The following is a 12,394-nucleotide window of genomic DNA, read 5'->3' as shown; positions in this document are numbered from 1 at the left end:
CCGCAATGAACGCGGGCGTTTTTGTATCTGTTTACGAGGCAGGCTTCGAAATACATAAGATAAGCCGAGACTGTAGGACGGCAGTCTCGGCTTATTAACGGAACTTAATGAGGAAGCGACGTTTATTCCTCTGGAATATCGTCCCTGACTTCGATCATTTCAGCAAGCTCTTCAAGTGCTTGGACAGAAAGCTCAGACAAGCGTTGTAGGTGTTGGTCTAAGCTCTCTTGTTCTTCAAGCTCTGGTTCATCATTATTTGTTTCTTGTATTAGCATTTCCCAACCTCTCAAGTTGAGTAAGGGGAGCTCTCATCATACTCAAAAGGCAAAGTAGAAAAGAAACGATCTATGTTGATTTTGTTAGCTCGATCATTGATTCAACTTATATATGAGAAGGATGTGTTTAATAAGGAGAGCAAGTGCAAGGTTTTTGGATGCGGGAACAAAAACGCCAGTAATCATGACAATTACTGGCGAGTAATAACGAACATTATGTCGGAGGGTTAGAACAACGGCTTCACACCGAACTGCTCTGCCGCGTAAGCGACGCGTTCAATCGGTTTTGGATACTCAGCAGGTGTACCAAGGCTCTCTATGTGTTTCAAACGAGGAAGCAAGCCTGCACCATTAGCGATTTGGATTGCCAGACCAGGGCGAGCGTTAAGCTCTAAAACCATAGGTCCTTCATCTTTATCCAGCACCATATCCGTACCCATGTATCCCAAACCTGTCATTTCCCAGGCACTTGACGCAAGCTCCAGCAAGCGCTCCCAATGCGGTACTTGAAGGGTCGAAAGGTCTTTACCTGTATCAGGGTGATGAGTTACTGGATGATCGAACTGCACCGCTCTGACGGCTTTACCTGTCGCGATGTCAATGCCTACTCCTACCGCACCTTGGTGAAGGTTTGCTTTGCCGTCGGAAGCCGCTGTAGAACAGCGCATCATCGCCATAACTGGATAACCTTTAAATACGATGATCCGAACATCTGGTACGCCTTCATAACTGAAGCCATCAAAACAGTCATCAAACTTGATTAAGTTTTCAACCACAGCAACGTCATTTTTACCACCAAGAGAGAAAAGGCCAGCAAGCGCATTACTAATGTGACGCTCGACCTCATCCCTACCAATTGTAGAGCCGGAGGGTTTGGTATATACCCCGTTTTTGTGAGACGTAACAACCAGAATGCCTTTACCGCCACTACCTTGTGCAGGTTTGATTACAAAACCAGGCCAGTTCTCAACCATTTTGTGGATAGTCTTAACTTCAGCTTGGTTATGAATGACACCGATCAGGGCAGGAACTGTTGCTCCTGCTGCCTGTGCAATAATTTTGGTCTTTAGCTTGTCATCGACAAGTGGGTATTTAGAACGATCATTGTAACGGCCAATATAGCTGTGGTTACGCTTGTTCATCCCCATAATGCCTTTATGGCGAAGCTTAGACGGCGAAGTAAAACTTTCGAACATCGTTTAGTCCTCCGCTAGTGGTTTGAAGCGTCGTAGCTCAGTGAGGCGGTAACCTGTGTAAGTACCTAGTAATAGAATACCGGCCAGAACAATCAACTGTAGACCAATGAAGTTAAAGGTTAAGTGTTGAATGTATGAGTTCGTCATTGCAAGGTAAACTAATACCGCTGTCAGCAATGAACCACCACCTTGCAGAGCAACTTCCTTCGCACCTTCTTCTTCCCATAGGATTGACATACGTTCAATCGTCCAAGACAAGATGATCATAGGGAAGAAGGTAATTGTTAGGCCTTCTGTTAAGCCCATTTTAAACGCAACAACGGTGAACACCGAGATGATCATAATAACGGTAATAATGACCGCAGATATCCTTGCTACCAGCAATAAGTTCAACCTAGACAAATAGCTCCGAATAATCAGGCCTGTACCTACAATTAGCAAGAAACCGACAATACCCGTTAATAGTTGAGTTTGAACAAAAGCAACGGCAATCAACACAGGCATGAAGGTACCGGATGTTTTCAGGCCGATAATCACACGCAAGAACACAACGATCAGAGCACCAATAGGGATGAGCATGATGGTTTTGAACATCGCTTGCTCTTCCAAAGGTAGGCTATGAATTGAAATATTCAGTAATCCATCTGCTTCTATTTTGTTGTTTGTAGCTTGTTGTGGTGTCATTTCTTGCTTAATCATCGAGAAATGCACTTGGCTATTTTTACCACCAACAAGGTCAAGTAAGGATACGTTTGATTCATCCCACACTAACAAGTTGGGTTTCACTGCTTTTTGTTCGGATTTTGGCGAAAACAGTACCCAATCTTTACCTGACCAAACCTGAACCATTGGTTGAATTGTTTGGCGTCGACGACCATCTTCTAGTTCGATAACACCGACGGTTTTGCTTTGTATACCTGCGGTAAGCAAAATATTATGCAGTGCATCAGTACGGCTGAAATCGTTCAGTAGTAGCGACGAGTTTTGGCTATCTGGGTCATTAAGCGCTTTGATAAGCTCACGAGTAAACGTCACATTATCGGCTGAGCGACTCATCGCACGTTCGATAAGGGCATTTGCCGCTGCTGCTTGTGGTGCTGATAGCGTTGGTGGCGTAATGTCTTCCGTTGGCGGTAAAGGAGTGACTTTAGCCTGAGGGTCTACTAAGAACTGGGCTTTGTAGTATATGGTTTGTGGCCCTTGAGCTTGGCGAATTGACCATTCTGCACGACGGCCTGAATCGTCATTGATGTAGGAAACGCCATAACCTGATGAGGAAGCAGATTCACCTATAAGTGTGTAACCACTTTGCGTATGAGGTGCTGCAAGTGACGCTTTTACTTCGTTGCCGTTAGCATTGAACTCAATACGAGCTTCTACATCCCACACCTGGCGAGTTTCGCCTGGCGTCCAAGGCACGCCGTAGTTTTCATGCCTGAAAACACTCAGAGCAATGCCCGCAATCACCAATAAGATGATAGAAAGGTAAAACGGTATTTTTGACGTCATAATCTACCTTATTATTTTTTATCTTCGTCCGTTTGGATATAGGTACGACTTACATCGACAAGTGCTATGTCGCGCATAAATTCTCTACCCAGTAAAATAGGATGGTTCATATGTGAGCGATCTGCCAACGTAAATTGCGCTTTTTCATGAATTTTTCCAACGCGCACCCAAAGTTCTACCACAGCGCGGCGTTCTAACTCTTCACTGGTAACCTGGCGGATTTTGACGTAGCGAATGACAGGAGCTTCGATCCAAGTACTTTTCTCTTCTTCGGATTTACTGGTGTCTGCTAAGTGGAATCGGACCCATTTTTTGCCATTTCTTTCGAACTCTTCAATATCAACGGCATTTAAAGACGACGTCGCGGCACCAGTGTCGATACGTGCATCAAAAGTTTGCTTAATCGACTCTACAGTGACCTTTTCGATAGAGCCAAGGACAATATCGTGAGTTGGGGTTGGTTCCACAGGAGCGGGAGATTGGACAATAATCGGCTCTTTCGGTTTTTTTACTTCTGCCATTGCTTCATCGCGAAATGTAAGAAGTTCAACCTGTAGTTTATCGACTTGTTCTTCAAGGCTGTCGATATAGTCCGATTGGTTGCTGAGCTGTAGCTCTAGGTTGGTAATGCGATTATTGACATTCGCTTCTGAATTTTGAATCGCCGCTAACGTTTCTTGGTGGTACTGTTCGCCTTTGGTTAGTGAGCATCCAGATAGTAAGGCGATGGCAACAATCGGGGTCAATCGTAATAACATTGAAAACCTTGGGATTGGATTAAGTTGTTTATTTTTTAGGAGTTTAGCTTATATCGATAAAGCCTCACAAGTAAGAATGTTTCTCTATTACTTATTGTTTGAGGAATAGTGATGAAAAGCCAAAAATCAAGGACATAAAAGCGCATCCTTATTTAGAGCGTGCTTATATTTTGACGTGAAAAATGGATTCAAAAAACAAACTCGCTCATTACGAGGAAAGAGGGTAATGTCTTAACTCGTAAAATGAGTTAAGACAATGTCAGGAATCTCAGCGAATTATGATTTGCGAGCGACAAGAACCGCTCGGCGAGGGGCAGGGTAGCCTTCTACAGTCTTGCTTGGGTCGTTCGGATCTAAGTAGTCAGGTAGAGAGTTATGCGTCATCCAATCTGTGGTACGTTGTTCATTTACGGATGTGATGTTTTCATCAACGATACGAACATCTTCAAAACCGACCAATTCTAACCACACTTTTAGGGCTTTTGCTGAAGGGAAGAAATAGACATTACGCATTTGCGCGTAACGAGAAGTCGGGACCAGTACTGCATTCTCATCACCTTCAATCACGAGTGTTTCCAATACAAGTTCACCACCAGATACCAATTGATCTTTTAGTTGCACTAAATGATCGAGAGGCGAGCGGCGATGGTAAAGCACGCCCATGCTGAATACCGTATCGAACGCTTCTAACTTAGGTAGTTGTTCAATACCCAATGGCAATAGGTGTGCACGTTGGTCATCGCCCATTAGTTTACGAATTGCTTCGAACTGAATTAGAAACAGGTGAGATGGATCGATACCGACAGTTAAGCGTGCACCTTCGCCTAGCATGCGCCACATGTGGTATCCGTTACCACAACCTACATCGAGTACGCTGCGATTCTTTAATGGTGAAATATGCGGAAGCACGCGGTCCCATTTCCAATCACTGCGCCACTCAGTATCAATATGGATGCCGTGTACGTTGTATGGGCCTTTGCGCCAAGGATGGAATGTACGAAGTAAGCTTTCTAGCTTTTTAAGTTCCCCTTGAGGCATGGGCTCATTGTTTGAAATCGTGACAGAATCAACAATGTCGATGTTGTCCGGTCTACCCGCTGGGATTTTGTTCAGGGCTTTCAACCAGCGACCAAAGTCACCGTGCTCTGCATTTTGCCAATCCGTTAGCTGTTGCGGAAGCACATTAAGCCAAGGTTGAAGACGAGTGTCTTGGGCAATCAATTGGTAGAAATTTGCAAAGTTAAACATAGTTAGTTAATCGCTGAGTTGATGGGTATAAATTATTAACAAAAACCGAAATCGGTATGGTTCAGGCTTTGTGTGCATGGTCTATTTAATTGCGAACATGGAGCCGAAGTTAAAGCATTGGAACCAAACATCGTAGCTAGAAAAGCCAATTTTAGCGAAACGCTCTTTATGTTCTTTCTTTGAATCTGGGCGCATTACGTTTTCTATCGCGCTGCGCTTTTGGCTGATTTCTAGTTCGCTATAACCATTCGCACGTTTAAAGTCGTGGTGAAGGTCAATTAACAGTTCGTTCGACACTTCATCTTCGAAGACGAATTTCTCAGATAGAATCAAAATGCCGCCCGGACGAAGGCCAGCGTAAATTTTTTCGAGCAAGGAGTAACGATCTTCTGGAGAGAGGAATTGCAAAGTGAAGTTCAACACCACCACTGACGCGTTTTCAATTTCGATATTGCGAATGTCTGCTTCTACTACATCCACAGGAGTGTCACTGCGGTAAGCGTTGACGTGAAGTTTACAACGCTCAACCATCGCAGGAGAGTTGTCCACTGCGATGATTTGGCAACCTTCTTGTTTGATATGGCGACGCATAGACAATGTTGCAGCACCCAAAGAACAGCCAAGGTCATAGATGTTTGAGTGAGGTTTTACAAAACGCTCTGCCAGCATACCGATTGCAGAAATGATATTGCTGTAACCCGGTACCGAACGTTGAATCATGTCAGGAAATACTTCCGCTACGCGTTCATCGAACGTGAAATCCCCAATTTTATCGATTGGAGCCGAAAAAATAGTATCTGGATTGCTCTTAGGGTTCATAACTAAGTCTCTGCATACAAGCCGCCTGAAAATGTCAGGCACCAAAAAAGGCGCGTATTTTATGGGAATTTCGCGCCTCTGTCATGTGTTGCGTTAGAACATCTGTAACTGCGAGTTGCCATCGTCAGCTGGGAAAGGCGCTAACTCAGGGAGCGTGATACGTTTTTGTATGTCTTTATATAGGTTTGCGGCCAACTCTGGAGCAATTATATTGTCTGCGGTATGGATCATGACATATGGCTGTTTACCTTCGGCAATCCATTGTGGCAACTTGTTGAGCCATGGTTTAAAAAACTCGTAATTTTGCTGTTCTTCTGGATGACCAATAAAGCGAATCAAAGGGTGTGAAGCGGTAGCAATGGCGTGAACAGGGACTCGTGGTTTTTTCATTTGTGCATCAATAATCGCCTCATTGTCGGGCTTAGCGGCAAAGACTGGGCGGCTATCCATAATAATGCGGTCAATATTATTCTCTACTAACCATTGGTTAAGTGCTCGCTCTTCTTCGCCTTTGGAGAAAAATGCCATATGGCGAACCTCAACACCGAGAGGGAAGTTAGGTGGAAAGTTCGCACAGAACTTTTTCAGCCGATCAAGGTGCTCAGGACCAAATGAGGCTGGTAATTGAATTGTCCATTGACCCACACGGTCATGCAAAGGCTCCATGACTTTCATGAAGTCTCTCAGTTGTTCGCTGCAACCTCTTAGCATTTGCTCATGAGTGATGGCTTTAGGAAGTTTGAAAGTAAAGCGAAAATCATCGTGGGTTGCGGCTCTCCAGTTTTGCACTGTATTGAGCGTCGGTGTGGCATAAAATGTCGTGTTGCCTTCCACGGTATGAAACACTTGCGCATACCTTTCTAAACGTTCAGCGGGCTTTGTCCCGCTGCCGTAAAAACTTTGTTGCCATTGATTGTGCGACCACATCGTCAATCCAAGTCGAAGAGGTAAGTTATCCATTATTCTTTACTGCTTGCTACTCGTGTGAATACTTTACGAGAGTTTTGCTGAAATAGGTAATTTCACGCTATAATCCTCCCCAATTTTTTCGCTTTGGTGCGCTTTTGAACATTTGTTGTACTAAAAAGCACCAGTGAATGATAAAACACACGTAATTGTATGTTGAGTAGTCGATTTTCGTGGACATTCAGCGTATAACTGAATCTTTACTCTGCTTAGCAATGAGGCTGACAGAGCGTAGTTAACAACATTTGAGAGATTGGGAATTTCATTATGCGTACCCATTACTGTGGTCACCTGAACAAGTCCCTTGCAGGACAAACTGTAGAACTTTGCGGCTGGGTTAACCGTCGCCGTGATTTAGGCGGTCTTATTTTTATCGATATGCGAGATCGTGAAGGCATCGTTCAGGTAGTTGTAGATCCAGATATGGCGGATGCGTATGAAGTGGCTAACACACTTCGTAATGAATTCTGTATCAAACTAACGGGTGAAGTGCGCGTTCGCCCAGAGAGCCAAGCAAACAAAGACATGGCAACAGGTGAAGTCGAGATCCTTGCGAAAGGTCTTGAAATCATCAACCGTTCTGATGTTCTGCCTCTAGATTTCAACCAAAAGAACTCTGAAGAGCAACGCCTGAAGTACCGTTACCTAGATCTACGTCGTCCAGAAATGAGCGACCGCATCAAGCTACGTGCTAAAGCGTCTAGCTTTGTTCGTCGCTTCCTAGATGACAACGGTTTCCTAGACATCGAAACACCAGTCCTAACAAAAGCGACTCCAGAAGGCGCTCGTGACTACCTAGTACCTAGCCGTGTTCACAAAGGCAGCTTCTACGCGCTTCCTCAGTCTCCACAGCTATTCAAACAGCTTCTAATGATGTCTGGTTTTGACCGTTACTACCAAATCGTTAAGTGTTTCCGTGATGAAGACTTGCGTGCTGACCGTCAACCAGAGTTCACTCAGATCGATATCGAAACGTCATTCATGACGGCTGACCAAGTTCGTGCAACGACTGAAAAAATGGTTCGTGAAATGTGGCAAGAGCTACTAAACGTTGACCTAGGTGAATTCCCAGTAATGCCGTTCAGCGAAGCGATTCGTCGTTTCGGTTCTGACAAGCCAGACCTACGTAACCCACTAGAGCTAGTAGACGTTGCTGACCTAGTGAAAGACGTTGAGTTCAAAGTATTCTCAGGTCCAGCAAACGACGAAAAAGGCCGCGTTGCCGTTATTCGCGTTCCAGGTGGTGCATCTTTGACTCGTAAGCAAATTGATGGCTACGGTGAATTCGTTGGCATCTACGGTGCGAAAGGTCTAGCTTGGATGAAGGTTAATGACCGTGCAGCGGGCATGGAAGGTATCCAATCTCCAGTCGCTAAGTTCCTAAATGAAGACGTGATCAACGGCATTCTAGATCGTACTCAAGCGGAATCTGGTGACATTATCCTATTTGGCGCTGATAAAGCGGGTATCGTTGCAGAAGCAATGGGTGCGCTACGTTTGAAACTAGGTAAAGACCTAGAGCTAACGGATGAGTCTGCATGGGCTCCATTATGGGTTGTTGACTTCCCAATGTTCGAAGAAGATGACGAAGGCAACCTACACGCGATGCACCACCCATTCACATCGCCTCTAGGTGTGACTGCAGAAGAGCTAAAAGCAAACCCTGCTGCGGCAAATTCTAACGCTTACGATATGGTTCTAAATGGCTACGAAGTGGGCGGCGGCTCTGTTCGTATCCACAACGCAGATATGCAAGAAGCCGTATTTGATATTCTAGGTATCACACCTGAAGAGCAACAGCTTAAGTTCGGTTTCCTGCTTGATGCGCTGAAATTCGGTACGCCTCCACATGCTGGTCTTGCATTTGGTCTAGACCGTCTAGTAATGCTGCTATGTGGCACAGAGAACATCCGTGATGTTATCGCGTTCCCTAAAACAACAGCAGCGGCGTGTCTACTAACAGACGCACCAAGTATTGCGAACCCAGCAGCGCTAGAAGAGCTAGCAATCGCAGTAACTGCAGCGAAAGAAAAAGACGCAGAATAAGCGCACAACATTTGAAGAAAACTCCCGCAACTGCGGGAGTTTTTGTTTAAATAAACCCAAGAAACTTCCAAAGCAATTTCCCAAGCAACGCTTTTTAGAACATGTTTTGTTATTAAGCGTCAAAATACATTAAAAGGTGAATTATGGCTGGTCATAGTAAATGGGCGAATATTCGTCACCGTAAAGCAGCGCAAGATGCGAAGCGCGGCAAAATCTTTACTAAATTAATTCGTGAAATCGTTGTTGCGGCAAAAGAGGGGGGCGGTGAGCCAGAAAATAACCCACGTTTGCGAGCAGCAATTGATAAAGCACTGTCTAACAACATGACACGTGACACTGTCAACCGTGCTGTCAGCCGAGGTGCTGGTGGTGAAGGCGACGACAACATGGAAACCGTGATCTATGAAGGTTATGGTCCAAGTGGTACGGCGGTCATGGTCGAATGTATGACGGATAACCGAAATCGTACGGTATCTGGCGTACGCCATGCATTCTCAAAGTCAGGCGGTAATCTGGGGACGGATGGTAGCGTCAACTATCTTTTCGACAAGAAAGGCGTGATTTCATATGGCCCAGGTTTAGATGAGGATGCGGTAATGGAAGTAGCATTAGAAAGTGGTGCTGATGACATTGAAACGGCAGAAGATGGCTCGATTGATGTCTACACGGCCCCAGGCGATTTTGGGCTCGTAAAAGATGCTCTTGATGCCGCAGGGTTTGAGGCAGAGAACGCGGAGGTGTCGCTGATCCCATCTACGAAAGCAGATTTGGACGCGGATACTGCGCCAAAACTACTTCGTTTGATTGACGCTTTGGAAGATCTGGACGACGTTCAAGAGGTTTATCACAATGGTGATATCTCTGACGACGTTGCGGCTACGCTAGATTAAACTCAAGGTGTCGGGAGCGGTATTTGCTCCGAAGTTAGCAAGTAATAATAAAAAGACTGAGGCCGAATTAGGCCTCATTTTTAGGAACATTCATGTCAATTATTTTGGGCATTGACCCAGGTTCGCGCATTACCGGCTATGGGGTCATTCGTCAAAATGGACGCCACTTGCAATACCTTGGTAGTGGCTGCATTCGTACTTCAGAAAAAGAACTTCCGGGTCGGCTTAAACAGATTTATGCAGGCGTCACGGAAATCATTACCCAGTTTCAACCGGACGTTTTCGCGATCGAGCAAGTGTTTATGGCCAAAAACGCGGATTCAGCGCTAAAACTTGGCCAAGCTCGTGGCAGTGCAATTGTTGCTGCGGTGAATGCGGAGTTGCCGGTATTTGAATACGCGGCTCGTCTTATTAAGCAAGCTGTCGTCGGCACTGGTGGCGCGGACAAAGCGCAAGTTCAGCATATGGTTCAGCAGATGCTTAAATTGCCCGCCAAGCCTCAAGCGGATGCAGCCGATGCTTTAGGTGTGGCGATTTGTCATGCCAATACTAACAAGACTCTCGTTGCGTTAGCGGGCAAAGCAACCAGTGCCAGAAAAGGGCGCTACCGTTAAAATTAACTGGATGTCTATCCAGTTCTTTATTATCCTGTCGCAAATTCATTTCCAAAGAGTATTTATAGTGATTGGACGTCTTCGTGGCATACTGATTGAAAAACAACCACCTGAAGTATTAATTGAAGTTAATGGCATTGGTTATGAAGTCCAGATGCCAATGAGCTGTTTTTACGAACTGCCAAATGTTGGCGAAGAAGCCATTATTTATACTCACTTTGTTGTCCGTGAGGATGCGCAATTGCTATACGGTTTCAACACAGTAAAAGAACGAGCACTTTTCCGTGAAGTGATCAAAGCCAATGGCGTTGGTCCTAAACTCGGTCTTGGTATTCTCTCTGGTATGACAGCAACGCAATTTGTTACTTGTGTGGAACATGAAGACGTTTCTACGCTGGTTAAGCTTCCAGGCGTTGGCAAGAAAACCGCAGAGCGATTGGTTGTTGAAATGAAAGACCGCTTGAAAGGGTGGGGCGCTGGCGATCTATTTACGCCATTTACGGATGCTGCTCCTGCGGATTCTGGTGCAACATCCAACAACGCAGAAGAAGAGGCAATCAGTGCGCTTCTAGCTCTAGGTTACAAGCCGACTCAAGCGTCGAAAGTGGTATCTCAGATCGCTAAACCGGACATGAGCAGTGAGCAAATGATCCGTGAAGCTCTAAAATCAATGGTGTAACGCTGGTTGCACAGTGAACATTTGTTCAAGATAACTCATTCTCTAAGGTTAATGCCAATCGCTTAACGATGTTTTTTGTGTCATTCCAGCGAGCCTGGCGAGACTGAGAATCTAATAGCAGCACGCTGAGCGGTTAATGAAACAATTTGACCATAAATCGCTCGGATAGAAGATCCTGTATCACGCTCCTTCGTCGCTGTACAGGATGACGAGATATAGAAATATGCCACTTGCTGTTAAACGAGCGGCATTATTCTCTCAGGTAACCATTTTTCAAGGTAAAAAGATGATTGAAGCCGATCGTTTAATCGCGCCAGAAAACCCTGCCTTTCGTGATGAAGATGTCATTGATCGTGCTATTCGGCCAAAAAAATTAGCGGATTACCAAGGTCAGGACCATGTCCGTGACCAAATGGAGATCTTCATTAAAGCTGCTCAGTTACGTAGCGAAGCACTTGATCACCTTTTGATTTTTGGTCCCCCAGGTTTGGGTAAAACCACACTTGCGAATATCGTTGCCAATGAAATGGAAGTGAACATTCGCACTACTTCAGGCCCTGTACTTGAGAAAGCAGGCGATTTGGCCGCGCTGTTAACCAACCTCGAAGAAAACGATGTGTTGTTCATCGATGAGATTCACCGCTTGAGCCCGATGGTTGAAGAGGTGCTGTATCCGGCGATGGAAGATTATCAACTGGATATTATGATCGGTGAAGGTCCGGCCGCTCGTTCTATTAAGATCGATTTACCACCATTTACGTTAATTGGTGCGACGACCCGAGCGGGCTCTTTAACGTCACCATTGCGCGACCGCTTTGGTATTACTCAGCGCCTTGAGTTTTATAAGATAAAAGACCTCCAAGATATCGTGCAGCGAAGCGCGGATTGTTTAGGTTTATCAATGGAACCTGAAGGTGCATTGGAAGTGGCAAGACGTGCGCGTGGCACACCACGTATTGCTAACCGTTTGCTACGTCGTGTTCGTGATTATGCGGAAGTAAAAGGCAATGGTCACATTTGTGCCGATGTTGCCGATAAGGCGTTGAATATGCTTGATGTGGACGCCGAAGGCTTCGATTACATGGACCGTAAGCTACTACTCGCGATTATGGAAAAATTTGGTGGTGGTCCGGTCGGGCTCGACAACATGGCAGCGGCGATAGGTGAAGAAAAGGACACTATTGAAGACGTTCTTGAACCTTATCTTATTCAGCAAGGTTATTTACAACGCACTCCGCGTGGAAGAATCGCGACAGATCGTGCGTATTTGCATTTCGGAATTGAAAAATAAGATTCCCTCGCTGGGCCTTTGTTGCCCAGCGCTTCATTAAAGTTGACCAAACTCACATTTTTTGAATTTTTTCTCATACTGGTTTAGTAAGTAAAAAGCATTG

General features: G+C 45.3%; 12 protein-coding genes. 5 read left to right on the top strand and 7 right to left on the bottom strand.

Annotated features, from left to right (window positions below; translation table 11 throughout):
- Positions 1-122: 122 nt before the first annotated feature.
- From KI742_RS11335 to KI742_RS11305, 7 genes are all read right to left on the bottom strand, one after another.
- Positions 123-275 (bottom strand): hypothetical protein, encoded by a 153-nt coding sequence (locus KI742_RS11335; RefSeq protein WP_285386168.1) that lies wholly within the window; start codon positions 273-275, stop codon positions 123-125.
- Positions 276-502: 227 nt separating this feature from the next.
- On the bottom strand, positions 503-1,471 hold the full coding sequence (locus KI742_RS11330) for an alpha-L-glutamate ligase-like protein (RefSeq protein ID WP_005378387.1): 969 nt from the start codon (positions 1,469-1,471) through the stop codon (positions 503-505).
- A 3-nt stretch (positions 1,472-1,474) separates the two neighbouring features.
- On the bottom strand, positions 1,475-2,980 hold the full coding sequence (locus tag KI742_RS11325) for an inactive transglutaminase family protein (RefSeq protein ID WP_005378389.1): 1,506 nt from the start codon (positions 2,978-2,980) through the stop codon (positions 1,475-1,477).
- Positions 2,981-2,991: 11 nt separating this feature from the next.
- Positions 2,992-3,738 carry an ATP-dependent zinc protease gene (locus KI742_RS11320; RefSeq protein WP_005378391.1) on the bottom strand — a complete coding sequence of 249 codons (747 nt, stop codon included), beginning with the start codon at positions 3,736-3,738 and terminating at the stop codon, positions 2,992-2,994.
- A 276-nt stretch (positions 3,739-4,014) separates the two neighbouring features.
- A complete protein-coding gene (gene cmoB / locus KI742_RS11315; protein ID WP_054575108.1) occupies positions 4,015-4,986 on the bottom strand; it encodes a tRNA 5-methoxyuridine(34)/uridine 5-oxyacetic acid(34) synthase CmoB in 972 nt (323 codons plus the stop codon).
- An 81-nt stretch (positions 4,987-5,067) separates the two neighbouring features.
- Positions 5,068-5,805, bottom strand: coding sequence for a carboxy-S-adenosyl-L-methionine synthase CmoA (gene cmoA / locus KI742_RS11310; RefSeq protein ID WP_017635063.1), 738 nt, complete (start codon positions 5,803-5,805; stop codon positions 5,068-5,070).
- 93 nt (positions 5,806-5,898) lie between these two features.
- Complete coding sequence (locus tag KI742_RS11305) at positions 5,899-6,765, bottom strand: DUF72 domain-containing protein (protein WP_285386169.1); 867 nt, start codon at positions 6,763-6,765, stop codon at positions 5,899-5,901.
- A 273-nt stretch (positions 6,766-7,038) separates the two neighbouring features.
- Here KI742_RS11305 and aspS point away from each other — a divergent pair, with 273 nt between their 5' ends.
- The 5 genes from aspS (at position 7,039) to ruvB (ending at position 12,291) form a co-directional block, all read left to right on the top strand.
- A complete protein-coding gene (gene aspS, locus KI742_RS11300) occupies positions 7,039-8,817 on the top strand; it encodes an aspartate--tRNA ligase (RefSeq protein ID WP_005378401.1) in 1,779 nt (592 codons plus the stop codon).
- 143 nt (positions 8,818-8,960) lie between these two features.
- Positions 8,961-9,707 (top strand): YebC/PmpR family DNA-binding transcriptional regulator, encoded by a 747-nt coding sequence (locus tag KI742_RS11295; RefSeq protein ID WP_285386170.1) that lies wholly within the window; start codon positions 8,961-8,963, stop codon positions 9,705-9,707.
- Between the two features lie 92 nt (positions 9,708-9,799).
- Positions 9,800-10,321, top strand: coding sequence for a crossover junction endodeoxyribonuclease RuvC (ruvC, locus tag KI742_RS11290; RefSeq protein WP_005387909.1), 522 nt, complete (start codon positions 9,800-9,802; stop codon positions 10,319-10,321).
- Between the two features lie 67 nt (positions 10,322-10,388).
- Entirely contained in the window at positions 10,389-11,000 is a 612-nt protein-coding gene (gene ruvA / locus KI742_RS11285) for a Holliday junction branch migration protein RuvA (protein ID WP_005378313.1), read from the top strand.
- A 286-nt stretch (positions 11,001-11,286) separates the two neighbouring features.
- Positions 11,287-12,291, top strand: coding sequence for a Holliday junction branch migration DNA helicase RuvB (ruvB, locus tag KI742_RS11280; RefSeq protein ID WP_005378312.1), 1,005 nt, complete (start codon positions 11,287-11,289; stop codon positions 12,289-12,291).
- Positions 12,292-12,394 lie beyond the last annotated feature (103 nt).

It is taken from the genome of Vibrio sp. D417a (assembly GCF_030248595.1).
Lineage (GTDB): Bacteria > Pseudomonadota > Gammaproteobacteria > Enterobacterales > Vibrionaceae > Vibrio > Vibrio alginolyticus.
Note: the sequence above shows the minus strand (reverse complement) of the source record. Positions and strands in the feature narration are given on the sequence as shown.

Excerpts from the sequence above, each read along its gene's own strand:
- KI742_RS11305 (WP_285386169.1), bottom strand. The coding sequence starts at position 6,765 with ATGGATAACTTACCTCTTCGACTTGGATTGACGATGTGGTCGCACAAT.
- KI742_RS11335 (WP_285386168.1), bottom strand. The coding sequence starts at position 275 with ATGCTAATACAAGAAACAAATAATGATGAACCAGAGCTTGAAGAACAA.
- KI742_RS11330 (WP_005378387.1), bottom strand. The coding sequence starts at position 1,471 with ATGTTCGAAAGTTTTACTTCGCCGTCTAAGCTTCGCCATAAAGGCATT.
- cmoB (WP_054575108.1), bottom strand. The coding sequence starts at position 4,986 with ATGTTTAACTTTGCAAATTTCTACCAATTGATTGCCCAAGACACTCGT.
- ruvB (WP_005378312.1), top strand. The coding sequence starts at position 11,287 with ATGATTGAAGCCGATCGTTTAATCGCGCCAGAAAACCCTGCCTTTCGT.
- cmoA (WP_017635063.1), bottom strand. The coding sequence starts at position 5,805 with ATGAACCCTAAGAGCAATCCAGATACTATTTTTTCGGCTCCAATCGAT.
- aspS (WP_005378401.1), top strand. The coding sequence starts at position 7,039 with ATGCGTACCCATTACTGTGGTCACCTGAACAAGTCCCTTGCAGGACAA.
- KI742_RS11320 (WP_005378391.1), bottom strand. The coding sequence starts at position 3,738 with ATGTTATTACGATTGACCCCGATTGTTGCCATCGCCTTACTATCTGGA.
- KI742_RS11295 (WP_285386170.1), top strand. The coding sequence starts at position 8,961 with ATGGCTGGTCATAGTAAATGGGCGAATATTCGTCACCGTAAAGCAGCG.
- ruvC (WP_005387909.1), top strand. The coding sequence starts at position 9,800 with ATGTCAATTATTTTGGGCATTGACCCAGGTTCGCGCATTACCGGCTAT.
- KI742_RS11325 (WP_005378389.1), bottom strand. The coding sequence starts at position 2,980 with ATGACGTCAAAAATACCGTTTTACCTTTCTATCATCTTATTGGTGATT.